Genomic DNA, 26,463 nt, shown 5'->3' with positions numbered 1-26,463 from the left:
CCCACCAGCGGAGAAGACCAGGCGCCACCAGCGGAGTAGACCTCGGTCCCGCCGACCACGCGCCCGAAGACGCCACCAGCGGAGGGACCCCGGGCCCCCGCCCCGCAGGGGCGTCTGCGGTGCTGGGCGCGGGGCCGGAGGCTCCCGCCCAGCACCGCAGCCGGGCCCGTCCGCACCGCCGTCACGGGGCCGGAGGCTCCTGACGGCGGCGCGGGGAACAGCTCAGCTCAGGCCGGGAACGGCTCCTGGCCGCGGTGCGATCCGGAGGATCGCGGACTAACTCGCCCCGCCGAACAGGCTGGTCACGCTGCCGTCCTCGAAGACCTCCTTGATCGCCCGGCCCAGGAGCGGGGCGATCGAGAGGACGGTCAGCTTGTCGAACTGGCGGGCCGGCTCGATGGGCAGCGTGTTGGTGACGATGACCTCGCTGACCCGGCTGTTCTTGAGCCGGTCGACGGCGGGGCCGGAGAGCACCCCGTGCGTCGCGGCGATGATCACGTCGGCCGCACCGGCGGAGAACAGGGTCTCGGCCGCCTTGGAGATGGTGCCGCCGGTGTCGATCATGTCGTCGACCAGGATGCAGACCCGGCCCTCGACCTCACCGACGACGCGGTTGGCGACGACCTCGTTGGGGCGGCTGACGTCGCGGGTCTTGTGGATGAAGGCCAGCGGGGTGCCGCCGAGCTTGTCGCTCCACCGCTCGGAGACGCGGACGCGGCCGGAGTCGGGCGAGACGACGGTGAGGTCCCGGTCGCCCCACTTGCGCGCGACCTCGTCGATCAGCAGGTCCATCGCGAACAGGTGGTCGACGGGACCGTCGAAGAAGCCCTGGATCTGCGCGGTGTGCAGGTCGACGGTCATCAGCCGGTCGGCGCCGGCGGTCTTGAACATGTCGGCGACCAGGCGGGCGGAGATCGGCTCGCGGCCGCGGTGCTTCTTGTCCTGCCGGGCGTAGGGGAAGAACGGGGCGACCACGGTGATCCGCTTGGCCGATGCGCGCTTGAGCGCGTCGACCATGATCAGCTGTTCCATGAGCCAGGTGTTGATCGGTGCGGTGTGGCTCTGCACGACGAAGGCGTCGCAGCCGCGCACCGACTCCTCGAACCGCACGAACAGCTCACCGTTGGCGAACTCGTAGGCGGCGGTCGGGGTGGGGGTCACGCCCAGGTGCCCGGCGATCTCGGTCGCCAGCTCGGGGTACGCGCGCCCCGAGAAGAGCATCAGGCTCTTGTTGGTGGTCTGCCGGATGGCGCTCATCGTCGTCCCTGCTGTTCGTCGTCCGTGGCCGTGGGCCGGCTCGTGGACCCCGCGCTCCCAGTGTCGGTCGCGGGATCGGTGGCTGCACCACCGGCGGCTGCTGCAGCCTGGGCTGCGGGCGTCCCTGGACGCCGTCGTCCGACCCAGCCTGCCACATTGCGCTGGCGTGCCCGGGCGACGCCCATCGCACCGGGCGGGACGTCGGTGGTGATCACCGACCCGGCCGCGGTGTAGGCGCCGTCGCCCACCGTGACCGGCGCCACGAGCATCGTGTCGGAGCCGACCCGCACGTGGTCACCGATGGTGGTGTGGTGCTTGTCGACCCCGTCGTAGTTGACGAACACCGTGGCGGCGCCGATGTTGCTGCCCCGCCCGATGGTCGCGTCACCCACGTAGGACAGGTGCGGCACCTTGGAGTCCTCGCCGACCTGGACGTTCTTGGTCTCGACGTAGGCGCCCACCTTGGCGCCGCGGCCCAGCTGCGTGCCGGGCCGGAGGTAGCTGAAGGGGCCGACGGTCGCCGCGGGTCCGACGACCGCGAGCTGGCAGTGCGACCGGACGACGGAGGCGCCCTCGCCCACCTCGCAGTCGACCAGGGTGGTGTCCGGCCCGACGACCGCCCCGGCGGCGACGGTGGTGGCGCCCAGCAGCTGGGTGCCCGGGTGCAGCACCGCCTCGGCGGCGACCTCGGCGGTGACGTCGACCCAGGTGGTGAGCGGGTCGACCACGACCACGCCGGCGCGCATCAGGTCGTCGAGGACCCGGTCGTTCATCGTGCGGCGGCGGGCGGCGAGCTCGCGCTGGTCGTTGCAGCCCAGGGTGTCGTCGGCGTCGTCGGCGCGGTGTCCGCCGACCTGTCGGCCGTCCCCGACGAGCAGGCCCAGGACGTCGGTCAGGTACTGCTCGCCCTGCTGGTTGGCCGATCCGACCCGGGTGAGCGCCTCCCGCACGGCAGCGGCGTCACCCACGTACACGCCGGCGTTGACCTCGGTGATCGCCCGCTGGGCCGGGTCGGCGTCCTTCTCCTCGACGATGGCGAGGACGCCGCCGCCGGCGTCCCGGACGATCCGGCCGAGCCCGGTCGGGTCGGCGACCTCCGCGGTGAGGACGGTCAGCACGTCACCGGCCTGCCGGTGCGCGGCCACCAGCCCGGTCAGCGTCTCGGCCCGGAGCAGGGGTGCGTCACCGTTGACGATGAGCACCGCACCGGTCACCTCGGTCAGCGCGTCGAGCGCCACGGCCGCCGCGTGCCCGGAGCCGTTCTGCTGCTCCTGCACCACCGGCAGCGCGTCGGGCGCGACCCGGGTCAGGTGCTGCTCCACCGCGTCCCGGCCGGAGCCGACGACGACCACGGTCTGCGCGGCGCCGAGCGGCTCCGCCGCGGCGAGCACGTGGCCGAGGAGGCTGCGCCCCCCGATCTCGTGGAGCACCTTGGGGGTGCGCGAGCGCATCCTGGTGCCCTGGCCGGCCGCGAGCACGACGACGGCGCCGACGCTGGTGGGGGTGTCCTGCTGGCTCACGGATCTCCTCGGGACGACGGGCAGCGGGCCGGCGCGGTGCTGCCCGCCGGGCTGGCTGGGGGACTCGGACTCGAACCGAGACTTCCCGGCTCCAAAGGCCGGCGGGCTGCCGATTACCCCATCCCCCATCGCCGGCCGCACCCCGGGGCGCCCCCGGACGGTGCGGCTGCGGCGTCCCGCCGGCGGACCGGCGGACCCCCAGAGCGTAGGGCCGGGTACGCCGCCGGGCACCCAGCACCGGTCCGGGGGCCCCGGGGCGGCCGGGTGCGGACGTCCCGGGCACCCAGCGGCCCCCGCAGGCACCGGAGGGGCACGATGGCCGCATGAGCACCCCCGCCGAGCCCGCTGCCGCCCGGCCCCGGGTGCGGATGACCGGGGCCCAGCGCCGCCGGCAGTTGCTGGACGTCGGCCGTGAGCTGTTCGCCCAGCGCGGTTACGAGGCCACCTCGATCGAGGAGATCGCGGCCCGCGCCGACGTCTCCAAGCCGGTGGTCTACGAGCACTTCGGCGGCAAGGAGGGGCTGTACGCCGTCGTCGTGGACCGGGAGATGCAGCGGCTGCTGGACCGGTTCACCTCGGCCCTGTCGACCGGCGGCCATCCCCGGGCCCTGCTGGAGCGCGCGGCGCTGGTGCTGCTGGACTACATCGAGGAGGAGACCGACGGCTTCCGGGTGCTGGCGCGCGACTCCCCCGTCGCCGGCACCGAGGGCGGCTTCTCCTCGCTGATCAGCGAGGTGGCCAGCAAGGTCGAGCACGTCCTGGGCGACCAGTTCCGGCTGCGCGGCTACGACCCCGCGCTGGCCGAGCTGTACAGCCAGGCCCTGGTCGGCATGGTCGCGCTGGTCGGGCAGTGGTGGCTGGACACCCGGTCACCGGGCAAGCGCGAGGTCGCCGCCCACCTGGTGAACCTGGCCTACCACGGGCTCTCCCACCTCGAGCCGTCGCCGGGCCTCGCCGGCCGCCCCTGAGCCGGGCCCGCCTGTCGGCCCTCCTCAGCCCACCAGGCGGGCGCCGTGCACCGGGCCGTGCACCGCGCGCACGTCCCGGAAGACCCCGGTGCCGGCCAGCTCCGCGGCCAGCCGGACGGCGTCCTCCTCGTCGGCGGCCAGCGCGGCCACCGTCGGCCCGGACCCGCTCACCAGCGCCGCGGGCGCTCCGGCCCCGGTCGCCGCGTCCAGCGCCCGGCGCAGCTCGGGGCGCAGCCGCAGGGCCGGCGCCTGCAGGTCGTTGTCCAGCGCGGCCGCGAGCGCCTCGGCGGGGCCGCTGCGGAGCGCCGCGATGACCGGCTCGGGTGAGGTCAGGTCTGCGCCGTCGGGCAGGCTCCCGGCCGCCCGGAGCGCGTCGAGCTCGGCGTAGACCGTGGGGGTCGACAGCCCCTCCCCCGCGATGCCCAGCACCCAGTCCCAGCGCCGGCGGGCGAGCACCGGGGAGAGCTGTTCACCCCGGCCGGTGCCCAGCGCCACGCCGCCGAGCAGGCTGAACGGGACGTCGCTGCCCAGCTGCGCCGCCAGCCGGGAGAGGTCGCCGCGGGTCGCCCGGGTGCCCCAGAGCGCGTCCAGGGCGACCAGGGTGGCGGCGGCGTCGGCACTCCCCCCGGCCAGGCCGGCAGCGGCCGGGATCGACTTGTCGATCTCCAGGTGCGCGTCGGCGGTGACCCCGGCGTGCCGGGCCAGCAGCTCGGCGGCCTGCCAGACCAGGTTCCGCCGGTCGGCGGGCACGCTGGCCGGCCCACCTCCAGCGGCCGAGCCCTCGCCCCGGACGGTCAACGACAGGCCCTCGGCCGGGCGCACGGTGACGGTGTCGAACAGCGACACGGCGAGGAACACCGTCTGCAGCTCGTGGAAGCCGTCCGGACGCAGCGGGCCGACACCCAGGTGCACGTTGACCTTGGCCGGTGCCCGGGCCACGACGGCGCCGTTGCCGGCCAGCCGGCCCGGACCCCCGGACGTCGCGTGGTGCATCCGCCCACCCTGCCACGACCCGGGCCGGCGTCGTCCCGAGGCCCGGCCGGACCGGCGCGGGGTCCTAGGTCGTGGCGGCGAGGCGGGCGAACTCGGTGACCGACAGCCGCTCGCCCCGGGTGGTGGGGTCGATGCCGGCGGCCCGCAGCCGGGCCTCGGCCGCGACCGGGCTGCCGGCCCAGCCGGCCAGTGCCGCGCGCAGCCCCTTGCGCCGGGTGGCGAAGGCGGCGTCGATGACCGCGAAGGTCGCGGCGCGGTCCCCGGGCGGCGCGGGACGGCGGTGCAGCGCGACCAGGCCGGAGTCGACGTTGGGCACCGGCCAGAACACCGGGCGGGGGACGTTGCCCGCGCGCCGGACGTCGGCGTACCAGGCCGCCTTCACGCTGGGCACCCCGTACGCCGGGGAGCCCGGGGCGGCGGCCAGCCGGTCGGCGACCTCGGCCTGCACGAGCACCAGCGCGGTGCGCAGCGAGGGCAGCAGCTCGAGCAGGTGCAGCAGCACCGGCACGGCGACGTTGTACGGCAGGTTGGCCACCAGGGCCGTGGGTGCCGGCCCGGGCAGCTCGGTCACCCGCAGCGCGTCGGCGGTGACCACGGTCAGCCGCCCGGCCAGCTGGGGCGCCCGGGCGGCCACGGTGTGCGGCAGCTGGCCGGCCAGCCGCGGGTCGATCTCGACCGCGGTGACGTGCGCGCACGCACCGAGCAGTCCCAGGGTGAGCGAGCCCAGCCCGGGGCCGACCTCCAGGACGACGTCGTCCTCGGTGAGGTCGGCGGTGCGCACGATCCGCCGGATGGTGTTCGCGTCGTGCAGGAAGTTCTGGCCGAGGGTCTTGGTGGGACGCAGGTCGAGCTGCTGGGCCAGCTCGCGGATGGCCGCGGGGCCCAGCAGCCCGTCGGACTGCTCCGGGACGGTGTTCAGCGTCCTGCTCAGCCGAAGAGGCGGGAGCCGCAGTGCGGCCACTGACCGGCACCGGATCGCGCGTAGAGCATCTGGGCCCGCATCGTCTGCTCCTCGGCCGAGGCGGCCGCCGGGTCACCGGAGCCGCCGACCGCGGCCCAGGTGCCGGTGGAGAACTGGTACATGCCGCGGTACTTGCCGGTGCCGCTGACCGCGTTCGGCCGGCCGCCGGACTCGCAGTTGGCCAGCGCCGCCCAGTTCAGCCCGTCGGCGGTGACCACGGCCGCCGGCGCGGCGGGCTTCTCCTTGGTGCCGACCGCGACCTGCTCGGCCACCGGCGCCTTCGACACCACGCTGCTCAGCTGCTCGCGGCCGGTCTCGACCCCGTCGGTGACGGTGACCCGCCAGGTGACGGTCCGCTGCCCCTCGACGCCCTTGGCGGTGACCGTGCGGTCGCCCTCGAAGGCCTCGGGGTCCTGCGTCTCCACCGTCTCGTAGTCGACCGTCTGCACCTCGGTGACGTCGGTGACCTGCACGCGGGTGACCCGCAGGACCATCGCGTCGAGCAGCGGCTGCTGCGGGTAGAGCGAGGTCCGGTCGGTGGGCGACAGGGCGATGCCCTGCTCGGCGAGCAGGTCGCCGGCGGTGGCCGCGGCGGTGGTGACCACCCGCTGCTGCCCGTCGGCGATCAGCGTGACGTCCTTGCTGGTGGTGACGGCCAGCTCCATGCCGTCCAGCGGGAGTCGATCGCTGCGGCTGGTGGACAGCACCAGCTCCTCGGCCCGGTAGCCGAGCTCGGCCAGCGCGCCGTCGACCGACAGCGCGGTGGTGTAGACGTCGGTGCGCACGCCGTCGACGGTCAGTGCGAGCGGACGGGCGCGGTTGAGCACGATCGTGTCGCCGTCACCGACCCGGGCGTCCAGCGCCGGCAGGACGACGTCCTGCGCGGTCGGCGTCAGCCCCTCGTCGGCGAGCACCTCACCGGCGGTGCCGGCGTAGGTGCTCACCTCGCGGGCCTGGCCGTCGATGGTGAGGGTCACCGACTTCTGGGCGAGAAGGTAGGCAGCGGAGCCGCCCACCAGGCCCAGCAGGACCAGGGCGAACAGACTGAGCTTCAGCGATCGGCGCACAACACATCCACGGGTCACTGGACCCGGGCAGGGGAACGCAGGCAGCAGCCGACGGACCCCACCCGAGGGAGGCGCCCGGTCTCGTGTCGCCCGACGGTGCCGCCGGTCGGGGTGGAGCCCGTCCGGCAGGTGGTCGCCTGGGTGTTCCCCACCCCGGCTGGTCGGTCACGACACGATAACGAACGCCCAACGGAAGACAACGGTGCTCGGCAAGGAAACCAACAAGTCGACTCAGCTGTGCGCAGGCGCGCCGACACACACCGTCATGGGCGCGCGGTGCGAACGGCGCCGCCCGCCGCCGGCCGACGTGGGCAAGCCCACAGCATGGCCTGCCCTCGATCGGGCACGGCGGGCCGTCAGGCGAGTGCGGGGGTGGTCTGCCGCACCGGCCGGAGCCAGGTGAGCAGGAACCCGGCGACCAGCACCCCGGCGATGAGCGCGGAGAAGCCGCCGGCGACCAGGGCCACCGGCAGCAGGCCCGCGCCGTCGGAGGTGACCCGGTCGTCGAGGTCGATCGCCGCACGCAGCAGGAGCGCGCCGAGCGGCAGCAGCGCGAGCACGCTCGCCGCGCCGACCACGAGGTGCGCGGTCCAGGTGCGCTGTGCCTCGTCGACCGGCACGTCGGCCCCCTCGGCCGGCAGCGGGCGCAGCAGCACCCGGGCCAGCGCGAGCTCCGCCAGCACCCAGCCCACCAGCGGGACCGCGAGCGCGGTGACGGTCAGCGCCCGGCCCAGCTCGTCGGCGAGCCACACGGTGCTCAGCACGACGCCGGCGACGGCTGCGCGCATCGTCCACAGCAGCCACAGGGAGATCTGCTCACCGCGCCGGGGCCGGCGGGCCGGACTCGTCAGCGCCCAGCGCGCCCGCGGCCGGGTGACCTCGGCCAGCAGCACCCCGGCGAGCAGGCCGGTGCCCAGTGCCGGGACCCAGAGGAACACCGAGGCCTCGGCGAAGAGCACCACCGTGGTGATCACGGCGGCCACGCCCGCCAGCAGCCCCAGCCGGCGCAGCCGGCGCCCGTGCACGGCCTGCCGGTCCAGGTACCCGGTCGCCGACGGGGTGACCGGCACGAACTCGACCCCGGCCGCGGCGGCGCCCCGGCGCGCCGAGGCGTGCGACCAGCCCCGGGCCAGCAGCGCGGCTGGGGCCATGAGGGCGATGAAGAGGACGACGGCGATGAGGCGGCCCACGCCCCCAGTGTGCCCCGGATCGGTGCGGAGGCGGCGGCCCCCGGGCGCACGGGCCGCTACTGCGCGGTCTGCTGCTCCCAGCGCCCGAACACCCGCTCGGCGGTGGCGGTGAGAGCGCCGCACAGCTGCTCCAGCGGCACGCCGGTGACCTCGGCCAGCGCCCGCACCGTGTGCGGCACCAGGCGGGCGGAGTTCGGCCGGCCGCGCAACGGCGCCGGCGTGAGGAAGGGCGCGTCGGTCTCCACCAGCAGCTGGTCCAGCGGGGTCAGTGCTGCCGCCTCCCGCAGGTACCCGGCGTTGCCGAAGGTCAGCATGCCGGCGAAGGACAGCACGTACCCCCGCTCGACGCACGCCCGGGCGAACCCGGCGTCCCCGGAGAAGCAGTGCAGCACCGTGTGCTCGGGCGCACCCTCGTCCTCCAGCACCTGGAGCACCTGGTCGTGCGCGTCCCGGTCGTGGACGACCAGCGCGATCCCGTGCCGCTTGGCGATGTCGATGTGCGCGCGGAAGGAGGCATCCTGCGCGGCCCAGCCGTCCTCCCCGGTGCGGTACCGGTCCAGCCCGGTCTCCCCCACCGCCCGCACCCGCGGCTGCGCGGCGAGCCGGTCGATCTCGGCCAGCGCCTGCTCGGTCGCCGCGCCCGCGCCGGCCTCGTTGGGGTGCAGCGCCACCGCGGCCAGCACGTTCGGGTGCCGGGCGGCGAGCTCGGCCGACCAGCGGGAGGAGGCGACGTCCACCCCGACCTGCACCAGCCGCGGCACCCCGACCGCGACGGCGGCCGCGATCGCCTCGTCGACCTCGTCCTCGGTCGGCGTCCGGTCCTCCCCACCCACGGCGATGTCGAAGTGGGTGTGGCTGTCGACCGCCGGCGCCGGCAGCGGCTCCGGCGACGGCGGCGGTTCGCCCCGCCGGTTCGCCCGCGAGGACGCCGACCGGCTCACGACGCGGCCGTGTTCGCCGGCATGGCCGGTCCCGCGGGACGCGACGGCCCGACCCCCGCGGCCACGTCGGTCGACACGGCCGTCGCGGGGGTCACGCCTCGCCGTCCGTGCTGATCGTGCCCTTCTCCTCCAGCCGCGTCAGCTCCTCGGCGACGATCGACTCGTCCAGCTTGGTGAACACCGGCTTCGGCGCGGCCAGCGGCGTGCCCGCGGGCGGCAGCGGCGTGGACGCCCAGACGGCCTGCCCCTCGCTGTACGGCCCGGTGATGATCGGGTACGGCGAGCCGTCGTCCAGGTCCTCGGTCTCGACCACCTGCGGCGCGACCGACCAGGTGCCGGTGCCGCCGAGCAGCTCGTGCACCTGCTGCGCGGAGTGCGGCAGGAACGGCGTCAGCAGCGCGTTGCAGTCCTTGATCGCCTGCAGCGCGGTGTGCAGCACGGTGTCCCGGCGGGCCGGGTCCTCCTTGAGCTTCCACGGCGCCTGGTCCGACAGGTACTTGTTCGCCTCCCCGACGACCCGCATCGCCTCGGTGGCCGCGGCCTTCTGCCGGTTGCGGCCCAGCAGCTCGCCGATCGGCGCGAACGCGCCCGAGGTGGTGGCCAACAGCGCCCGGTCGGCGTCGGTCAGGTCGCCCGCGGCCGGGACGGCGCCGACGTTCTTCGCCGCCATCGACACGGTGCGGTTGACCAGGTTGCCCCAGCCGGCGACGAGCTCGTCGTTGTTGCGGCGCAGGAACTCCGCCCAGGTGAAGTCGGTGTCCTGGTTCTCCGGCCCGGCCACCGCGATGAAGTAGCGCAGCGCGTCGGCGTCGTAGCGGGCCAGGAAGTCGCGCACGTAGATGACCACGTTGCGCGAGGAGGAGAACTTGCGCCCCTCCATGGTCAGGAACTCGCTGGAGACGACCTCCGTGGGCAGGTTCAGCGCCCCGTAGGAGCCCGGCGTCCCGCCCTTGTCGCCCGCCCCGTTGTAGCCGAGCAGCTGGGCCGGCCAGATCTCGGAGTGGAAGACGATGTTGTCCTTGCCCATGAAGTAGTAGGCGTCGGCGTCCGGCGACTGCCACCACTGCCGCCACGCCTCCGGGTCACCGGAGCGGCGGGCCCACTCGATGGACGCCGACAGGTAGCCCACCACGGCGTCGAACCACACGTAGATCCGCTTGTCGTTGCGGTCGCGCCAGCCGTCCAGCGGCACGGGCACGCCCCAGTCGATGTCCCGGGTGTAGCTGCGCGGCTTGAGGTCCTCCAGCAGGTTCACGCTGAAGTTGAGGACGTTGGGCCGCCAGCTCTTGCGGGTGGCCAGCCAGTCGCCCAGCGCCTTGGTGAACGCCGGCAGGTCGAGGAAGTAGTGCTCGCTCTCCACGAACCTCGGCGTCTCGCCGTTGATCCGGCTCACCGGGTTGATCAGGTCGGTGGGGTCGAGCTGGTTGCCGCAGTTGTCGCACTGGTCACCGCGCGCGCCGTCGTAGCCGCAGATCGGGCAGGTGCCCTCGATGTAGCGGTCGGGCAGGGTGCGCCCGGTCGACGGGCTGATCGCGCCCAGCGTGGTCTGCGGGAAGACGTACCCGTTCTTCAGCAGCCCGAGGAAGATCTCCTGGCTCACCGAGCGGTGGTTGACCGTCGTCGTCCGGGTGAAGAGGTCGTAGCTGAGCCCGAGGCTGGCCAGGTCGTCGACGATGACCCGGTTGTTGCGGTCGGCGATCTGCCGCGGGGTGATGCCCTCGGCGTCCGCGGCGACCGTGATCGGCGTCCCGTGCTCGTCGGTGCCGCTCACCATCAGCACCTGGTCGCCGGACATCCGGTGGAACCGGCTGAAGACGTCGGAGGGGACGCCGAACCCGGAGACGTGCCCGATGTGCCGCGGGCCGTTGGCGTAGGGCCACGCGACGGCGGTGAGGATGTGCCGATCTGTCACGGCCTGAGGGTAGTGACCTGCGTCCAGCCCGTTCGCCGCCGCACTGCTCAGGGCGCCTCGGTGACGGCGACGGTGCTCGGGGAGGTCGCCGGGTCGGCCGGGGCGCCGAGCACCGCGGTCCCGGTGAGGGCCAGTCCGATGCAGGCCACGGTGACCCCGCGGAGCGCGCGGTGGCGCACCACCGGCGCGGGGCGCGCCGTGCGCGGCCGGCCGCCGGCCCGCACCCACTCCCCCGCCGACGGCGCGCCGGCCAGCAGCAGCTTCCCCGTCGGGACGGCGAGCGCGAGCAGCGCCAGCGCCGGCACCGGCAGCGCGCCGAGCGGGCCGACCGCGACCAGCCAGACGCCGTCGGCACCGAGCAGCCCGGCGACCACCAGGACGGCGAGCAGGACGATCTCCCCGCAGGCGAGCGCGACCAGCAGGCGCCGGCCGGCCCCGTCGACCAGGCTCGCGCCACCGCCGGCGGCCAGCACGACCCAGCCGGCGAGCAGCAGCAGGGTGCCGGCGACCAGCGCCCCGGACGGGCGGGCGCCGACCCCGAAGACGCCGTCCAGGCCGGTCAGCCCGATCGCCAGCAGCCCGACGGACTCGAGGACGGCGAGCAGCCCGGCCGCCGCGACCGTCACCGGCATCCGCCGGGGACGCGCGACGGCAGGCTGCGGCGCGACGGGGGCGAGGCGGACGTCGTCGAGGACGGCGGTGGGCACGGTGTTCTCCTGACCGATGACGGGTGTCACCGATCAGGTCGGTTCGTCGGCCGCTCACCCCGAGGGGTGACCGGGCGGCCCTCACCCCCCGGGGTGAGACCGGGCGGAGGTGCGGGACGCCGTCCGGCTGGTGATCATCTGGATCGGCCAGCGTCGCTCGCCACCCGGCGGGCGCGTGCCGTGCACGGGCCGGCGGGGATGCTGGACCCCGACAGACCCGAGGAGGACCGGTGACCGACACCCACAGCACCACCAGCCAGAACACCCCCGCGGCCCTCCCGCAGACCCTGCGACCCCGTCCGGCCAACGTCCCGCGCGAGGTGACCGCACCGAGGGACGGCGGCGACCCGGTGGTCGACTGCGCCGTCTACGTGCGCGGTGAGCGGCTGGACGTCGCCCCGCCCGAGGCGCTGCGGGTGGCCCGCGAGCAGGGCGGCTTCGTCTGGCTGGGCCTGTACGAGCCCTCCGAGGCCGAGCTCACCGCGATCGGCGAGCACTACGGGCTGCACCCGCTGGCCGTCGAGGACGCCGTCTACGCCCACCAGCGGCCGAAGCTGGAGCGGTACGACGAGGCGATGTTCATGGTGCTCAAGACCGCGCAGTACGTGGAGCACGAGCAGCTGACCGCCACCAGCGAGGTGGTGATCACCGGCGAGATCATGGTGTTCGTCGGCGCCGACCACGTGATCACGGTCCGGCACGGCACGCACGGTGAGCTCGGTCGGCTGCGCACCCAGCTGGAGGGCCAGCCGGACCTGCTCTGCAACGGCCCGTCCGCCGTCCTCTACGCCATCGCCGACCACGTCGTCGACGACTTCCTCGTGGTCGCCAACGCGGTCGAGGAGGACGTCGAGGAGGTGGAGACCTCGGTGTTCAGCCCGGCCCGCACCGATGACAGCGGCCGCATCTACCAGCTCAAGCGGGAGCTGATGCAGCTGCGCCGGGCGGTGCTGCCACTGGAACTGCCGCTGTCCACGCTGGTCGACCGGCCCAACGACCTGGTGCCCGAGGCGATGCGCTCCTACTTCCGGGACGTGCAGGACCACGCCCTGCGGGTCCGTGACCAGGTCACCGGCCTCGACGAGCTGCTCACCTCGATCCTGCAGGCGTCGCTGGCCCGCACCTCGCTGGCCGACAACGAGGACATGCGCAAGATCAGCGCCTGGGCCGGGATCATCGCCCTGCCCACCGCGATCGCCGGCATCTACGGGATGAACTTCGAGTTCATGCCCGAGCTCGACGAGCGCTGGGGCTACCCCGCCGCGCTGCTGGCGATGCTGCTCGCCTGCCTGGCCCTGTACCGCGGCTTCAAGCGCACCGGCTGGCTCTGACCCCATCGGCTCGCCCGCCGCTGTGCACGAGACGTCGGTTCGGCGCTGACGAACCGACAGCAGGTGCACAGCGGCGGGGCGCTGTGGACGACGGAGCCGAGGTCTGGCGCTGGGGCGGCAGGGTGCGGGTGTGCTCGCCGTGCCCGACCACCTCCGCCACTCCCCCTTCCGGGGTTCCGAGGCCGTCCGGGGCGGCGCGCTGACCTCGGCACAACTGCGCCGGAGCTGTTGGAGACGCCTGTTCCCGGACGTCTACGTGCACCACGACGTCCCGGTCACCCACGGGGTGCGGGCCATCGCCGCCGGTCGCCTGCTCCTGCCGGACGACGTGGTGACCGGGGTCAGCGCGGCCACCCTGTGGGGAGTCCCCCTCGGCTCGGCGGACGAGGACGTGGAGATCACCCGCTGGCCGGGCCGCCACCCCGTGCGTGTGCCCGGGCTCCGGGTCCGGCGTGCGGACATGGAGGAACGCACCGTCGTCCGGCATCGGGGAGTGCACCTGACGACGCCCGAGGCGACCGCCGTGCGGCTGGCCGCGGCGCTGCCCCGGGTCGACGCCGTGGCCGCCGTCGACCAGCTGGTCGTGCTCGCCGGAGCCGACCTCGAGGAGGTGCGCTGGCTGGCCGGCACGGTCGACGGACCGGGGTGCCGTCGCGCGCGGCAGGCCGTGGCGCTGGCCGACGGGCTCGCCGAGTCCCCGCAGGAGTCCCGGCTGCGCCTGTTGATCGGCGACCACGGTCTCCCGGCGCCGGTCGCCCAGTTCCGCGTCGTGGACGGCGGCCGCGTCGTCGCCCGGGTGGACTTCGGTTGGCCCGTACAGCGGGTGGCGCTGGAGTACGACGGGCTCTGGCACAGCGAACCGGGCCAGTTCGCGCGTGACCGCGAACGCCTCAACCGGCTGACGGCAGCCGGGTGGCGCGTCCTCTTCGTGACGGCGACCGACCTGCACCACCCGGGACGACTGGTCGCACGGATCGCCGCCGCACTCGGCTCTGTGCGCTGAACGTCGGTCGGCCGGCCCAGGACCGACATCCGGTGCACAACGGCGCGCGCGGCGGGGCGGGTCAGGGGGTCTTGGCGGCCACGACGGCGTCGTAGACCTGGCGTCTCGGGAGGCCGGTGCGGGCCATGACGGACCGGATCGCCTCCTTGCGGTCGGCGCCGGCGGCCTCCTCGGCGGCGACCTCGGCGGCCAGCTCGGCCGGGGTCAGCGTCGCCGGGCCGGCCACCGCCCCGGCGACCACCAGGGTGATCTCGCCGCGCACGCCCTCGGCGGCCCACTCGGCCAGGGAGGCCAGCGACCCGCGGCGCACCTCCTCGTGGGTCTTGGTGAGCTCGCGGCAGACGGCGGCCGGCCGCTCCGGCCCGAAGGCGCCCACCGCGTCGGTGAGGGCGTCGGCCAGCCGGTGCGGCGACTCGTAGAACACCATCGTCCGGGGCTCGCCGGCCAGCGCGGTCAGCGCCGAGCGCCGCTCCCCGCCCTTGCGCGGCAGGAAGCCCTCGAAGGTGAACCGGTCGCACGGCAGCCCGGAGACGGCCAGCGCGGTGACGACGGCCGACGGCCCGGGCACCGAGGTGACCTCGATGCCCGCCTCGATCGCGGCGCGCACCAGCGTGTAGCCGGGGTCGGACACCGAGGGCATCCCGGCGTCGGTGATCAGCAGCACGGTGCGGCCCTCGGTCATCGCCGCCACCAGCCCGGGCAGCCGGGAGCGCTCGACCGTCTCGTGGAAGGTGACGACCTTGCCGGTGAGCGTGACCTCCAGGTCGTTGGCCAGCCGGTGCAGGCGCCGGGTGTCCTCGACCGCCAGGACGTCGGCGTCGGCCATCGCCTGCCGCAGCCGCGGGCCGACGTCCCCCGGCTGCCCGAGCGGTGCACCACCCAGCACGAGTCGTCCGGTCATGGCGTCGAGCCTGTCACGCCCGGTCGCCCCGGCCTGCCTGCAGGGGCCCGGTACGAGCGTGCGAGTGCCGGGGGGCAGGCAGGTCCTTTGTCTACCCTGGCCCGCATGGCGGTGCTGGTCCCGGAACGCACGGAGTCGGCCCCGGAGGAGACCCCGCACCGTCGCTTCCCGCCGCTGCCCCGGCCCCGCCGGCAGCCCACCCCGCAGCTGCCGTCGGACCGGACGCTGGCCGCGGTGCTCACCGCGCTGCTCGGGCTGGCCACGCTGGCCACCCGGCTGTGGGACATCAGCTACCCGGCCGACCTGGTCTTCGACGAGGCCTACTACCCGCCCGAGGCCGCCGAGCTGCGGGAGCTGGGCTACGAGTACAACCGCGGCTACACGTTCATCGTCCACCCGCCGCTGGGCAAGTGGCTGATCGCGGTGGGTCAGCAGGTGTTCGGCTACGACTCGCTGGGCTGGCGGGTACCGAGCGCGGTCGCGGGCGCGGTCGCCGTCGTCGTCCTGACCCGGCTGGCCCGGCGGCTCACCGGCTCGACCCTGCTCGGCCTGCTCGCCGGCCTGCTGCTCGCACTCGACGGCTTCTCCTTCAGCCTCGGCCGGATCGGCCTGCTCGACGTCTTCCTGCAGGTCTTCGTGATCTCGGCGGTGGCCTGCCTGGTGGTCGACCGGGACCAGGTGCGCCAGCGGGTCCGGGACGGCGCCGACCGGGTCACCGCGACCGGCTTCGCGCTCGGTCCCCGCGGCTGGCGGATCGCGGCGGGAGTGCTCTTCGGCTGCGCCGGCGGGGTCAAGTGGAGCGGCGTGTACTTCCTCGCCGCGTTCGCCGTGCTGTCGCTGTGGTGGGACCGCGCGGCCTGGCGGGCGGCCGGGGTGCCCCGGCCCACCGTGGTGGCGCTGCGCCGAGGTCTCCCCGGCGCGGCCTGGGCGCTGGCCGCCGTCCCGGTGCTGACCTACCTGGCCACCTTCACCGGCTGGTTCCGCGGCGAGAACGCGCAGGGCCGGCACTGGGCCGACCAGCACCCGGACACCGCCTTCGGGTTCGTGCCCGACGCGCTGCGCTCGCTGTGGCACATGCACGGCGAGTGGCTGGACTTCCACAGCGGCCTGTCCTCACCGCACCCGTGGGAGTCCAACCCGTGGTCGTGGCTGGTCGACGGCCGGCCGATCCTGCTGTGGAACCCGCAGGGGCTCACCGACGCCGCGGGCGACCAGGTGGTGCGCTACATCCTGATGGTCGGGACGCCGACCCTGTGGTTCGCCTTCGCCCCGGCGATGCTGTGGCTGCTCTGGCGGATCGTCGCCCGCCGCGACCAGGCCGCCGTCGTCGCCGCCGCCGGCATCGCGGCGGGCTGGCTCACCTGGTTCGTCAACCTCGACCGGACGATGTTCATCTTCTACATGGCCCCGGCCGTGCCGTTCTTCGTGCTGGCGATCGTGCTGGTGCTCCAGGACGCCCTCGGCCCGGCCACCGCCTCGGCGCTGCGCCGCAACGTCGGGCTCGGCGTGGTGTGCCTCTACGTCGCGGTCGTGGCGATGACCTTCGTCTTCTTCTACCCGGTGCTGACCGGGCAGCCGCTGTCGCACCCGGAGTGGCTGCAGCGGATGTGGCTCCCCTCCTGGTTCTGAGCCGCCCGCTCCCCGGACGACGGCGTGCGCCGTCCCGCAGCGGACGCACGACGACGTGGTGGTGACCGGGCCCCGGGTGACCGTTCGGCGGCTCACTGCACCCCGGGAACGCGTCAGGCCGGGCCCGAGGGCCCGGCCTGACAAGGGTGGAGCTGAGGGGAATTGAACCCCTGACCCCCTCGATGCGAACGAGGTGCGCTACCGGACTGCGCCACAGCCCCTTGTGTCGAGCAGCTTACCGCCCGGTCCCTCCGGCGCTGCCACGGGGGCAGCGCCGGAGGGTCGGCCCGGTCCGATCAGCCGTTGACGACCCGCGCCGGCGAGTAGACGTCGATGTCGGCGAAGCCGATGTCGTCGTCGTCCAGCCCGACGACGGCGCTGTGCTGCCAGCCCTCGGGGGCCGGGGTGCGTGCGGCGACGACGCGTCCGGGCCGCAGCGGGTGCACCGGCGCCAGCGGCAGGCTCGGGTGCACCGGCCCGGTCTCGGTGGCGACGACGGGCTCCGGGCTGACCGCCGGTGCCGCCGGGCGCTCGGCTGCCCGGCGCTGGGCCGGCACGTGGTGCGGCACCGGCCGGGGACGCGGCGGACGCTGCGCGGCCCGGGCGGCCCGCCGGGCGGCAGCACGGCGCTCCCGGTCGGCGGCGGCCTTGGTGACCATCAGGTAGCCGACGACGGCGAGGTCGAGCAGCACCTGCGGCGCCCACAGCCAGGACCGGTAGGCCAGCGCGCCGACCAGCGCCAGGACGGCGAGGGCGACCAGCCCGGCCAGCGTGCGACGGCGCACCGCGTGCACGTCGACCTGCAGCTCACCGCGGCTGCGGAGCAGGGCGCGGTCGATGGTGACCCGCTCGGTCTCCGCGTGGACGACGGGGTCCACGGGGCGGCGGCGTTGCAGGGTCCGCCCCGAGTCCGCCGCGCTCGTCCGCGCGTGCCCGTCGCCACGGGTGACCACCATCGGCACCAGGACCACGAACCACAGCACGACGAGAGCGGCCAGCAGCACGCCCGAACCCATCACAACACCTCGATCCATCCCTGGCACAACGGAAGGGCCCCGTTCCCTGGGGCACCACGAGTCACATCAGTCACTCGGGAGTCAAGGTAAGTGCGGGGACTGCCGATGACCGGGACGTCCACCGGTGTGTCGGCGCGTCCGCGCGACACATCGGCGTGTCGGCGTTCACCGCTGGTCTCGGAGCGGTAACGGGTGGTCAGCGGGCAGGTGCTGTGCGTACTCCCGGCTGGTCAGGACGGGCTGCGGGACCGCCAGCGGGCGAGCGCCCCGCCCGGGTGCTCCCCGGCGAGCAGGGCGTAGCCGAGGTGGTCCCGCCACGCCCCGTCGATGTCGAGGTAGTCGCGGAACAACCCCTCCTGACGGAACCCCAGCCGCTCCACCAGCCGTCGGCTGGGCCGGTTCTCCGGCCGGATGTCGGCCTGCAGCCGGTGCAGCCCGACCGGTCCGAACGCGTGGTCGCAGACCAGGGCCACGGCCAGCGACGCGACACCGCGGCCGGCGACCGCCCGGTCGACCCAGTAGCCCAGGTGCCCGGAGCGCATCGCGCCCCGGACGATGTTGTCGACGGTGACCTGACCGGCCAGCCGGCCCTCGTAGCGGAGGGCGAAGGGCAGTGACATGCCCAGCCGGGCCCGGCGGGACGACGCCCGGCGCATCGCCCGGTAGGCCGCCGGGGTGTGCCGGGCCGACCAGGAGACCCCGACCGAGGGCTCCCACGGCGCCAGCCAGCTCTCGTTCTCCACCCGCAGCCGGGCCCACTGGGCGGCGTCCCCGCGGCGCAGCGGGGTCAGCTCGACCGGCCCCCAGCTCAGCTGGGCCGGCCACCCCGGGTGCGGGGCCGGTTCCAGCTCAGCCCCCGAGCAGCATCGGCATGACGGTGACCAGCCCGCCGGCCGAGACCTCGGTGACGTCCTCGTCGACCACGATGAGGCAGTTGGCCCGCGCCATCCGCGCCAGCATCGCCTGGTCCCCGTCGCCGATCGGCTCGACCACGTACCCGCCGTCGGGGTGCCGCATCACCTGGCCGTGCAGGTACTGCCGGTAGCCCAGCGGCGAGAGCAGCTGCTGTGCCGACACCGCCTGCACGGTGCGCCGGAACAGCTGGCGCTTGCCCAGCATCAGCCGGATCGCCGGCCGGACGAACACCTCGAACGCCACCAGTGCGGCCACCGGCTCACCGGGCACGCAGATCACCGGGACGCCGTCGGGGCCGAGCCGGCCGAAGGCGTGCACCGGGCCCGGGTGCATCGCCACCTGGCTGAACTCCAGGCCCCCCAGCTCGGCGAGCGCCTCCTGCAGCAGGTCGGGCCCGCCGTTGGCGAAGGTGCCGGCGATCAGCACGACGTCGCTGCGCAGCATCTGGCCCTCGAGCAGCTCGACCATCCGCCGCCGGTCGTTGGGCATGATCCCGGCCCGGTAGGCCTCGGCCCCCGCGTCGCGGGCCGCGGCGGCCAGCGCGTAGCTGTTCACGTCGACCTGCTGCCCCGGCCCGACGGTCGCACCCACGTCGACCAGCTCGTCCCCGGCGCACAGCACGGCGATCCGCGGGCGCGGCCGCACGGCCACCCGCTCCCGCCCGACGGCGGCCAGCAGGCTGATCTGGGCCGGGCCGATCGGGGTGCCGATCTGCACCGCCGTGTCGCCGGTGGCGACGTCGTCCCCGATGCGGCGGACGTAGCTGCCCGGCGCGAGCGCGGCGTAGACCTGCACCCGGGCCGCGCCCTGGTCGGTCCACGCCGCCGGGACTACGACGTCGGCGCCGGCCGGCAGCATCGCGCCCACCGCCACCCGCTGCGCCAGGCCGTCGCTGATCGAGGTGGCCTCACCGGAACCGGCCAGGCTCTCCCCCACGACCGCGAGGTCGACCGGGGTCTCCACGGTGGCGGTGGCGATGTCGGCCGACCGGGCGGCGTACCCGTCCAGGCCGGCCTGGTCGAAGGCGGGCAGCGAGCGCTGGCTGGTGACCAGCTCGGCGCAGAGCAGGCCCTGGGCGTCCAGCACGGCGAGCTCGATCGGGGCCGGCTGCGGCACCACGGCGAGGATCTCGTCCAGGTGGTGCTCCACGGTGCGCAGCCGCACCCCGGAGACGTCGACCGAGCCGGTGTCGGCCATCGGGTCCGGCGACCGGTCGCCGGTGGCGATGGCCGGGGAGGGCACCCGGTCGGAGGCGAAGACCGCCCGGTCGACCTGCACCGTGTCGTGCGTGACCTGCGGCGCCGGCGCGGAGATCAGCTGGTTGTCCCGCGGTGCGGGCACCAGCGACCCCTGCCCGAGGTCGAGCTGGGTCGTGTCCCGGCCACCGCTCCCGAACCACCCGCGTGTGCTGTCGTCGCTCATCCCCACCACCGTCGTCACCACCGTCACCGGGCTCCGCCGGCGCCCGGCCGGTGCCGGACGCGGCCGCCGATCGACGGACCTGGCCCCGATGGTGCCCCCTGGGGGCGCCGGTCAGGCGGGCGACGCGCCCTCGGCGGGCAGGTCGGCGACGAAGTCCTTGAGCCAGGGGCCGAACTCCGGGCCGAGGTCCGGGCGCTCGGCGGCCAGCCGGACGACCGCCTTGAGGTAGTCGAGCTTGTCCCCGGTGTCGTACCGGCGGCCGGAGAACACCACCCCGTGCACCGGGACGCCGTCCTCGACCAGCTTGAGCAGCGCGTCGGTCAGCTGGATCTCCCCGCCGCGGCCGGGCGGCGTCTGCCGGATCGCCTCGAACACGTCGGCCGGCAGGACGTAGCGGCCGATGATGGCCAGCGTGCTCGGCGCCTCGTCGGCCGGGGGCTTCTCCACCATGCCGGTGACCCGGAACACCTGGTCCCCGGCGGCGTCGCCGGACACGTGCGCGTCCTCGACGGCGACCGCGCCGTACTTGGAGATGTTGTCCGCGCCGACGTCCAGCAGCGCGATGACCGCGCCGCCGTGCTCGGCCTGGACGGCGAGCATCTGCTCCAGCAGGAGGTCGCGGGCGTCGATGATGTCGTCGCCGAGGAGGACCGCGAACGGCTCGTCGCCGACGAACGCGGCGGCCTGCAGGACCGCGTGGCCCAGCCCCTTGGCCTCGCCCTGCCGGACGAAGAAGACCTGGGCGACCTCGGTGGACTCGTGCACGGCGTCCAGCCGGGACTGGTCGCCCTTGGCCTCCAGCGCCGTCTCCAGCTCGGGGGTGCGGTCGAAGTAGTCCTCGATGCTGCCCTTGTTCCGCCCGGTCACCATGAGCACCTCGCCCAGGCCCGCGCGGGCGGCCTCCTCGACGATGTACTGCAGCGCGGGCCGGTCGACGACCGGCAGCAGCTCCTTCGGGACGGCCTTGGTGGCCGGCAGGAAACGGGTCCCCATCCCGGCGACCGGGATGACGGCCTTGGTGATGGGCTGGCGATCGGCGGACGGGCTCGACATGTCCGGAGCGTAACTAGCCTGGCCAGGTGCCCGACTCCCCCGAGCTGGTGAGAGCCAAGGCGACGCTGCGCACACCGCTGCTGGCCGGCCGTGCGAGCCGGACGGCGCAGGCGCGGGCAGCCGCCGCCGACGCTCTCGCCGCCGCCCTGGCCGAGCACCTCCCCGCGGACGGCGTCGTCGCCGCCACCGTGCCGCTGGCCGAGGAGCCCGGGCACGGCCGGCTGCCCGCCGCGCTCCCGGGTCGGGTGCTGCTGCCGGTGGTGCCCGCCCGGGGCCGCCAGCTGCACTGGGCGTGGTGGACGGGTGCGCTGACCACCGGCCGCTTCGGCCTGCTGGAGCCGCCGGGCGCGTCCCTGCCGCCCGCGACGCTGGCCACCGCGGACGTCGTCCTGGTGCCGGCGCTGGCGGTGGCGGCCGACGGCACGCGGCTGGGCCGCGGCGGCGGCTGGTACGACCGGGCGCTGCCGCACGCCCGGCCGGACGCGCTCCTGGTGGCGGTGGTGTTCGACGAGGAGGTCGTCGGGCACCTGCCGGCCGGCGAGCACGACCGGCCGGTGAGCGCGGTCGTGACCCCGTCCGGCGGGTGGCGCCGGCTGGGCTCAGCCTGAGGCCCCACCGCCGAGCAGCGGGACGTCGGACACCAGCTCGATGTGCGCGGTCATCGCCGCCGCGGCCTCCTGGGGGTCGCCGGCCCGGACGGCGTCGGCGATCCGCTGGTGGCCGGCCAGCGACCGCTGCGGGCGGCCCGCCTGGGCGAGGGACTCGATCCGGCTCTCCCGCACCAGGTCGCTGATCTCGGCCATCAACCGGGAGAGCAGCGGGGAGTGCCCGGCGGCGGTGACCGCGGCGTGGAAGCGCTCGTCGCCGTCGAGCCCGCGGCCACCGGTCGCGACGTCGTCGGCCATCGCCTGCAACGCGGCGTCGATCTCGGCGAGGTCGGCGTCGGTGCGCCGCCGCGCGGCCAGCGCCGCCAGCCGCACCTCCAGCGCGGCACGTGCCTCGATCACGTCGCCCAGGTCGTCGCGGCGGGTGCGCAGCGCGGCGAGCACCGCGTCGGTGCGGGGTGCCTGCAGCAGCACCGTCCCGTCGCCGTGCCGGACCGACACCACCCCGGTGACCTCGAGGGCGACCAGCGCCTGGGCCACGGTCGCCCGGCTGACCCCCAGCCGGGCGGCGAGGTCGCGCTCGGGCGGCAGCCGGTCACCGGGGCCCAGACCCGCCTCGGCGGCCCACGCCACCAGTTGCTGCACGACCTGCTCGTAGAGCCGGTTGCGGCGCAGCGGTGCCGGCCCAGCGGTCCTGCTCACGACACCCCCTCGCCCACGTGACCCGGCACACAGTACCGACTGGCGCAGAGGCTCAGCCACTGACACAGTGCTCCGGGTCACTGGCAGCTGGCCGCGACCTCAACCCGAGAAGCAGGAGCCCACACGTGTCACCCGAGGTCATCTCGATCATCGCGCTGGTGGCGATCTTCGCCGTCGCCACCGCGTTGCCGATCAACATGGGCGCACTGGCCTTCGTGGCCGCGTTCCTGGTCGGCACCCTGGCGGTGGGGCTGACCACCGACGACATCATCGCCGGCTTCCCCGGTGGACTGGTGCTGACGCTGATCGGCGTCACCTACCTGTTCGCCATCGCGCAGAACAACGGCACCGTCGACCTGCTGGTGCGCGGCGCCGTGCGGCTGGTCGCCGGCCGGGTGGCGTTCATCCCGTGGGTGATGTTCGCCGTCACGGCCGCACTGACCGCGATCGGCGCGCTCTCCCCCGCCGCGGTGGCGATCATCGCGCCGATCGCCCTCGGCTTCGCCGCCAAGCACCGGATCAACCCGCTGCTGATGGGCATGATGGTCGTGCACGGCGCCCAGGGCGGCGGGTTCTCCCCGATCAGCGTCTACGGCGTCACCGTGAACGGGATCGTCGACGACAACGGCCTGCCCGGCAGCCCGCTGACGATCTTCCTGGCCAGCCTCTTCTTCAACCTGGCCATCGCCGTCGTGCTCTTCCTGGTCTTCGGCGGGCGCCAGCTGCTCGGCCGCCGGGTGGGCGACGAGATCGAGGCCGAGGAGCGGGAGCTGGTCGGCACCGGCGACCGCAGCAGCGAGGTGCGCGGGCACGGCGCCGCCGCGTCCGCCGACACCGGTGGCGGCAGCGAGCCGGCGACCGGGGTGACCGCCGAGCAGGTCCTGACCCTGGTCGGGCTGGCCACCCTCGCCGTGCTGGCCCTGGCGTTCGACCTGGACATCGGCTTCGTCTCGATCACCATCGCCACCGTGCTGGCGCTGTTCTCCGCGGCCCGGCACAAGGGTGCGGTCATGCAGATCAGCTGGTCCACGGTGCTGCTGATCGCCGGGGTGCTGACGTTCGTCTTCGTGCTCCAGGAGGCCGGCACGATCACCTACGTCGGCGAGGGCGTCACCGGTCTGGGCAGCCCGCTGCTGGTCGCCCTGCTGCTGGCCTACATCGGCGCCGTGGTGTCGGCGTTCGCCTCCTCGACGGCGATCATCGGCGTCGCGATCTCCCTCGCCGTGCCGTTCCTGATGGCCGGCGAGATCGGCGCGGTCGGTGTGGTCGCCGCCCTCGCCGTGGCCTCGACGATCGTCGACGTCAGCCCGTTCTCCACCAACGGCGCGCTCGTGCTGGCCAACGCCCAGGACGTCGACCGCGACCGGTTCTACAAGCAGATGCTCGGTTACTCCGGGATCGTCGTCGCCGTCGGGCCGCTGGTGGCCTGGCTGGTGTTCGTCGTGCCCGGCTGGATGTAGAGGAAGAGGAACCAATGACCGGACCCCTGGACGGCGTGCTCGTCGTCGACCTGACCCGCGCGCTCGCCGGGCCCCACGCCGGGATGATGCTGGGCGACCTCGGCGCCCGGGTGATCAAGGTGGAGAGCCCCGGCAGCGGCGACGACAGCCGCGGCTGGGGGCCGCCGTTCGTCGACACCCCCGAGGGCCGGGAGTCGACCTACTTCTTCTCCGCGAACCGGAACAAGGAGTCGATCACCCTCGACCTCAAGGACGACGGCGACAAGGCGCTGCTGACCGAGCTGGTGCGCCGCGCCGACGTGCTGATGGAGAACTTCCGGCCCGGCACGCTGGCCCGCCTGGGCTTCGGCACCGACGTGCTGGCCGAGCTCAACCCGCGGCTGGTGCAGCTGTCGATCAGCGGGTTCGGCCACGACGGCCCGGAGGGGCAGCGGGCCGGCTACGACCAGATCGCCCAGGGCGAGGCCGGCCTGATGTCGCTCACCGGCTCGGGCCCGGACGACCCGCAGAAGGTCGGCGTCCCGATCGGTGACCTGCTGGCCGGCATGTACGGCGCCTACGGCGTGCTCGCCGCGTTGATCGAGCGGGAGCGGACCGGCCGCGGCCAGGTGGTGCGCACCTCGCTGCTGGCCGCCGTCGTCGGCGTGCACGCCTTCCAGGGCACGGCCTACACGGTCGGCGGCAAGGTCAACCGCGGGCAGGGCAACCACCACCCCTCGATCGCCCCGTACGGGCTGTTCCGCTGTGCCGGCGGCGGCAGCGTGCAGCTGTCCTGCGGCAGCGAGGGCCTGTGGCGCCGGCTGTGCACCGAGTTCGGCTTCGACGCCGACGCTCCCGGCCTGGCCACCAACGGTGAGCGCGTCGGCAACCGCGACCGGGTGATCGAGCTGCTGGAGACCGCGTTCGCCGACATCCCGGCCGAGGAGCTGCTGGCCCGGCTGGCCGCGGCCGGCGTCCCGGCGGGCAAGGTGCGCACCCTCGACGAGGTGTACGCCTGGGAGCAGACGCTCTCCCAGGGCCTGGCGATCTCGGTCGACCACCCGACCGCCGGGCCGCTGACGCTGCCCGGTCCCCCGCTGCGCTTCTTCGCCCCCGGCTCGGACGGCGAGGTGGAGACCACCCGGCGCGACCACACCCCGCCGCCGGTGCTCGGCGCCGACGGCGCCGCGATCCGCGCCTGGTTGTCCGGTGCCGACGGTGTGCCGCAGCCCGAGGGCGAGGGCGGCGACGTCGAGGACGGGCACGCGACGTGAGCGCCCCCCGGCTGGACGCCCGCTCGCTGCGCGACCTGGTGCTCGACCCGGGGTCCTGGACCTCCTGGGACACCCCGGTGCCGCCCCGCGCGATCGACGACGACTACGCCGCGGAGCTCGCCCGGGCCGCGGAGAAGAGCTCCCAGGACGAGGCGGTCGTCACCGGGGAGGGCCGGCTGCGCGGCCGGCGGGTGGCCGTCGTCGCCGGGGAGTTCCGCTTCCTGGCCGGGTCGATCGGGGTGGCCACCGCCGAACGGCTGATGGCCGCGGTCGAGCGGGCCACCGACGAGGGCCTGCCGCTGCTGGCGGCGCCCGTCTCCGGCGGCACCCGGATGCAGGAGGGCACGGTCGCCTTCCTGCAGATGATCGGGATCACCGCGGCGATCGCCCGGCACAAGGAGGCGGGGCTGCCCTACCTCGTCTACCTGCGCGGGCCGACGTTCGGTGGCGTCCTCGCCTCCTGGGGCTCGCTGGGGCACGTGACCATCGCCGAGCCCGGCGCGGCCGTCGGCTTCCTCGGGCCCCGGGTCTACGAGGCGCTCTACGGCGAGCCCTTCCCCGAGGGCGTGCAGACCGCGGAGAACCTGGCCGCGCACGGGCTGATCGACGGCGTCGTGCCGCACGAGGAGATCGCCGACGTCGCCGACCGGGCGCTGCGGGTGCTGGCCGCCCGCTCCACCTGGCACCGGCAGGGCGAGGTCGAGGGACCGGTCGCCGGTGACGGCACCGACGCCGACGACCCGGAGGACGGCCGCAGCGCCTGGGACGTCGTCACCGCCTCCCGCCGTCCGGACCGGCCGGGGGTGCGGCAGCTGCTGCGCACCGCGGCCACCGACGTCGTCACCCTGAACGGCACCGGCGCGGGTGAGTCCGACCCGGGGCTGCTGATCGCGCTGGCCCGCTTCGGCGGCGCGCCCTGCGTGGTGCTCGGCCAGGACCGGCGCGGGCAGTCGCTGTCGGCGCCGCTGGGCCCGGGCGCGCTGCGCGAGGCCCGCCGCGGGATGCGGCTGGCCGCGGAGCTGCGGCTGCCGCTGCTCACCCTGATCGACACCCCGGGTGCCGCGCTGTCGGTGGCCGCCGAGGAGGGTGGGCTGGCCGGGGAGATCGCCCGCTGCCTGCAGGACCTGGTGATGCTCGAGGCGCCGACGCTGGCCGTGCTGCTCGGGCAGGGCACCGGCGGTGGCGCGCTGGCGCTGGTGCCCGCCGACCGGGTGCTCGCCGCCGCCAACGGCTGGCTGGGCCCGCTGCCTCCGGAGGGTGCCTCGGCGATCGTGCACCGCACCGTCGACCGGGCCGACGAGCTGGCCGCCTCGCAGGGCGTGCGGGCCACCGACCTCTGGCGGGACGGCATCGTCGACCGGGTGGTGCCCGAGCGGCCCGACGCCGCCGACGAGCCGGTGGAGTTCTGCCAGCGCCTGGGCCGGGTGCTCGCCGAGGAGCTGGCCGGGCTGCTCGGCCGGGACGACGTCGAGCGGATGCGCGCCCGCACCCGCCGCTGGCGCCACCTGGGCCGCTGACGCCCGGGCAGCAGTGATCAGGTCAGGTGAGTTCAAGCGGTCGTTGCATCACCTGTTGGTTGAGGTGGTGAGAGTAGGTCGTTGAGGGCTTCGGCGGGGGTTCGCCAGCCGAGGGTCTGGCGGGGTCGGCCGTTGAGTTC

Annotated in this window: 23 protein-coding genes and 2 tRNA genes; 8 read left to right on the top strand and 17 right to left on the bottom strand. The window is 74.9% G+C overall.

Annotated features, from left to right (window positions below):
- Positions 1-276: 276 nt before the first annotated feature.
- The 3 genes from ACJTNH_RS17985 to ACJTNH_RS17975 all read right to left on the bottom strand — a co-directional run bounded on the left by ACJTNH_RS17985 (position 277) and on the right by ACJTNH_RS17975 (position 2,905).
- Entirely contained in the window at positions 277-1,257 is a 981-nt protein-coding gene (locus ACJTNH_RS17985; protein WP_458178123.1) for a ribose-phosphate diphosphokinase, read from the bottom strand.
- Complete coding sequence (glmU, locus tag ACJTNH_RS17980; protein ID WP_458178121.1) at positions 1,254-2,777, bottom strand: bifunctional UDP-N-acetylglucosamine diphosphorylase/glucosamine-1-phosphate N-acetyltransferase GlmU; 1,524 nt, start codon at positions 2,775-2,777, stop codon at positions 1,254-1,256. Before glmU ends, ACJTNH_RS17985 begins: the two co-directional genes overlap by 4 nt.
- Positions 2,778-2,829: 52 nt before the next feature.
- Positions 2,830-2,905: transfer RNA gene (locus ACJTNH_RS17975), tRNA-Gln, on the bottom strand.
- Between the two features lie 195 nt (positions 2,906-3,100).
- On the opposite strand from ACJTNH_RS17975, the gene ACJTNH_RS17970 reads away from it, so the two are divergent.
- Positions 3,101-3,745 (top strand): TetR/AcrR family transcriptional regulator, encoded by a 645-nt coding sequence (locus ACJTNH_RS17970; protein WP_458178119.1) that lies wholly within the window; start codon positions 3,101-3,103, stop codon positions 3,743-3,745.
- A gap of 24 nt (positions 3,746-3,769) precedes the next feature.
- Here ACJTNH_RS17970 and ACJTNH_RS17965 read toward each other — a convergent pair whose 3' ends face one another.
- The 7 genes from ACJTNH_RS17965 to ACJTNH_RS17935 form a co-directional block, all read right to left on the bottom strand.
- The gene (locus ACJTNH_RS17965; protein ID WP_458178117.1) at positions 3,770-4,738 is read right to left on the bottom strand and encodes a 4-(cytidine 5'-diphospho)-2-C-methyl-D-erythritol kinase; all 969 of its coding nucleotides are present in this window, start codon (positions 4,736-4,738) and stop codon (positions 3,770-3,772) included.
- Between the two features lie 64 nt (positions 4,739-4,802).
- A complete protein-coding gene (rsmA, locus tag ACJTNH_RS17960; RefSeq protein ID WP_458178115.1) occupies positions 4,803-5,699 on the bottom strand; it encodes a 16S rRNA (adenine(1518)-N(6)/adenine(1519)-N(6))-dimethyltransferase RsmA in 897 nt (298 codons plus the stop codon).
- Entirely contained in the window at positions 5,666-6,766 is a 1,101-nt protein-coding gene (locus tag ACJTNH_RS17955) for a ubiquitin-like domain-containing protein (RefSeq protein ID WP_458178113.1), read from the bottom strand. The genes rsmA and ACJTNH_RS17955 overlap by 34 nt, the downstream gene beginning before the upstream one ends.
- A gap of 356 nt (positions 6,767-7,122) precedes the next feature.
- Complete coding sequence (locus ACJTNH_RS17950) at positions 7,123-7,956, bottom strand: hypothetical protein (RefSeq protein WP_458178111.1); 834 nt, start codon at positions 7,954-7,956, stop codon at positions 7,123-7,125.
- Between the two features lie 56 nt (positions 7,957-8,012).
- Positions 8,013-8,897: a TatD family hydrolase gene (locus ACJTNH_RS17945; RefSeq protein WP_458178109.1), complete on the bottom strand. Its 885-nt coding sequence runs from the start codon at positions 8,895-8,897 to the stop codon at positions 8,013-8,015.
- A 91-nt stretch (positions 8,898-8,988) separates the two neighbouring features.
- Positions 8,989-10,809, bottom strand: coding sequence for a methionine--tRNA ligase (metG, locus tag ACJTNH_RS17940; protein ID WP_458178107.1), 1,821 nt, complete (start codon positions 10,807-10,809; stop codon positions 8,989-8,991).
- 47 nt (positions 10,810-10,856) lie between these two features.
- Entirely contained in the window at positions 10,857-11,516 is a 660-nt protein-coding gene (locus tag ACJTNH_RS17935) for a hypothetical protein (RefSeq protein ID WP_458178105.1), read from the bottom strand.
- 230 nt (positions 11,517-11,746) lie between these two features.
- Between ACJTNH_RS17935 and ACJTNH_RS17930 the strand changes: the two genes are divergently transcribed.
- Positions 11,747-12,847 carry a magnesium and cobalt transport protein CorA gene (locus ACJTNH_RS17930; protein WP_458178103.1) on the top strand — a complete coding sequence of 367 codons (1,101 nt, stop codon included), beginning with the start codon at positions 11,747-11,749 and terminating at the stop codon, positions 12,845-12,847.
- A 130-nt stretch (positions 12,848-12,977) separates the two neighbouring features.
- Complete coding sequence (locus ACJTNH_RS17925) at positions 12,978-13,850, top strand: endonuclease domain-containing protein (protein WP_458178101.1); 873 nt, start codon at positions 12,978-12,980, stop codon at positions 13,848-13,850.
- 61 nt (positions 13,851-13,911) lie between these two features.
- Here ACJTNH_RS17925 and rsmI read toward each other — a convergent pair whose 3' ends face one another.
- Complete coding sequence (gene rsmI / locus ACJTNH_RS17920) at positions 13,912-14,751, bottom strand: 16S rRNA (cytidine(1402)-2'-O)-methyltransferase (protein ID WP_458178099.1); 840 nt, start codon at positions 14,749-14,751, stop codon at positions 13,912-13,914.
- 105 nt (positions 14,752-14,856) lie between these two features.
- Here rsmI and ACJTNH_RS17915 point away from each other — a divergent pair, with 105 nt between their 5' ends.
- Positions 14,857-16,380 carry a dolichyl-phosphate-mannose--protein mannosyltransferase gene (locus ACJTNH_RS17915; RefSeq protein WP_458178097.1) on the top strand — a complete coding sequence of 508 codons (1,524 nt, stop codon included), beginning with the start codon at positions 14,857-14,859 and terminating at the stop codon, positions 16,378-16,380.
- A 147-nt stretch (positions 16,381-16,527) separates the two neighbouring features.
- On the opposite strand, the gene ACJTNH_RS17910 is transcribed toward ACJTNH_RS17915, so the two are convergent.
- The 5 genes from ACJTNH_RS17910 to ACJTNH_RS17890 form a co-directional block, all read right to left on the bottom strand.
- Positions 16,528-16,601: transfer RNA gene (locus ACJTNH_RS17910), tRNA-Ala, on the bottom strand.
- Between the two features lie 75 nt (positions 16,602-16,676).
- Positions 16,677-17,396 carry a divisome protein SepX/GlpR gene (gene sepX, locus ACJTNH_RS17905; RefSeq protein WP_458178095.1) on the bottom strand — a complete coding sequence of 240 codons (720 nt, stop codon included), beginning with the start codon at positions 17,394-17,396 and terminating at the stop codon, positions 16,677-16,679.
- A gap of 230 nt (positions 17,397-17,626) precedes the next feature.
- On the bottom strand, positions 17,627-18,178 hold the full coding sequence (locus ACJTNH_RS17900; protein WP_458178149.1) for a GNAT family N-acetyltransferase: 552 nt from the start codon (positions 18,176-18,178) through the stop codon (positions 17,627-17,629).
- Between the two features lie 67 nt (positions 18,179-18,245).
- Positions 18,246-19,733, bottom strand: a complete 1,488-nt coding sequence (glp, locus tag ACJTNH_RS17895; RefSeq protein ID WP_458178093.1) for a molybdotransferase-like divisome protein Glp — start codon at positions 19,731-19,733, stop codon at positions 18,246-18,248.
- 111 nt (positions 19,734-19,844) lie between these two features.
- Positions 19,845-20,786: a UTP--glucose-1-phosphate uridylyltransferase gene (locus ACJTNH_RS17890; RefSeq protein WP_458178091.1), complete on the bottom strand. Its 942-nt coding sequence runs from the start codon at positions 20,784-20,786 to the stop codon at positions 19,845-19,847.
- A 26-nt stretch (positions 20,787-20,812) separates the two neighbouring features.
- Here ACJTNH_RS17890 and ACJTNH_RS17885 point away from each other — a divergent pair, with 26 nt between their 5' ends.
- Positions 20,813-21,394, top strand: coding sequence for a 5-formyltetrahydrofolate cyclo-ligase (locus ACJTNH_RS17885; protein ID WP_458178089.1), 582 nt, complete (start codon positions 20,813-20,815; stop codon positions 21,392-21,394).
- Here ACJTNH_RS17885 and ACJTNH_RS17880 read toward each other — a convergent pair.
- Entirely contained in the window at positions 21,386-22,093 is a 708-nt protein-coding gene (locus ACJTNH_RS17880) for a FadR/GntR family transcriptional regulator (protein WP_458178087.1), read from the bottom strand. The two genes, ACJTNH_RS17885 and ACJTNH_RS17880, sit on opposite strands and share 9 nt — an antisense overlap.
- Positions 22,094-22,218: 125 nt before the next feature.
- Between ACJTNH_RS17880 and ACJTNH_RS17875 the strand changes: the two genes are divergently transcribed.
- From ACJTNH_RS17875 to ACJTNH_RS17865, 3 genes are read left to right on the top strand one after another with little or no spacing between them, the layout of a single operon-like run.
- Positions 22,219-23,553 (top strand): SLC13 family permease, encoded by a 1,335-nt coding sequence (locus tag ACJTNH_RS17875; RefSeq protein ID WP_458178085.1) that lies wholly within the window; start codon positions 22,219-22,221, stop codon positions 23,551-23,553.
- A gap of 14 nt (positions 23,554-23,567) precedes the next feature.
- Positions 23,568-24,806, top strand: coding sequence for a CaiB/BaiF CoA transferase family protein (locus ACJTNH_RS17870; RefSeq protein WP_458178083.1), 1,239 nt, complete (start codon positions 23,568-23,570; stop codon positions 24,804-24,806).
- Positions 24,803-26,323 carry a carboxyl transferase domain-containing protein gene (locus tag ACJTNH_RS17865; RefSeq protein WP_458178081.1) on the top strand — a complete coding sequence of 507 codons (1,521 nt, stop codon included), beginning with the start codon at positions 24,803-24,805 and terminating at the stop codon, positions 26,321-26,323. The genes ACJTNH_RS17870 and ACJTNH_RS17865 overlap by 4 nt, the downstream gene beginning before the upstream one ends.
- Positions 26,324-26,463 lie beyond the last annotated feature (140 nt).

The organism is Modestobacter lacusdianchii, from assembly GCF_054177765.1.
Note: the sequence above shows the minus strand (reverse complement) of the source record. Positions and strands in the feature narration are given on the sequence as shown.

Coding starts and splice junctions, on each gene's coding strand:
- sepX (WP_458178095.1), bottom strand. CDS start 17,396: ATGGGTTCGGGCGTGCTGCTGGCCGCTCTCGTCGTGCTGTGGTTCGTG.
- ACJTNH_RS17965 (WP_458178117.1), bottom strand. CDS start 4,738: ATGCACCACGCGACGTCCGGGGGTCCGGGCCGGCTGGCCGGCAACGGC.
- ACJTNH_RS17890 (WP_458178091.1), bottom strand. CDS start 20,786: ATGTCGAGCCCGTCCGCCGATCGCCAGCCCATCACCAAGGCCGTCATC.
- ACJTNH_RS17985 (WP_458178123.1), bottom strand. CDS start 1,257: ATGAGCGCCATCCGGCAGACCACCAACAAGAGCCTGATGCTCTTCTCG.
- ACJTNH_RS17915 (WP_458178097.1), top strand. CDS start 14,857: ATGGCGGTGCTGGTCCCGGAACGCACGGAGTCGGCCCCGGAGGAGACC.
- ACJTNH_RS17870 (WP_458178083.1), top strand. CDS start 23,568: ATGACCGGACCCCTGGACGGCGTGCTCGTCGTCGACCTGACCCGCGCG.
- rsmI (WP_458178099.1), bottom strand. CDS start 14,751: ATGACCGGACGACTCGTGCTGGGTGGTGCACCGCTCGGGCAGCCGGGG.
- ACJTNH_RS17970 (WP_458178119.1), top strand. CDS start 3,101: ATGAGCACCCCCGCCGAGCCCGCTGCCGCCCGGCCCCGGGTGCGGATG.
- glp (WP_458178093.1), bottom strand. CDS start 19,733: ATGAGCGACGACAGCACACGCGGGTGGTTCGGGAGCGGTGGCCGGGAC.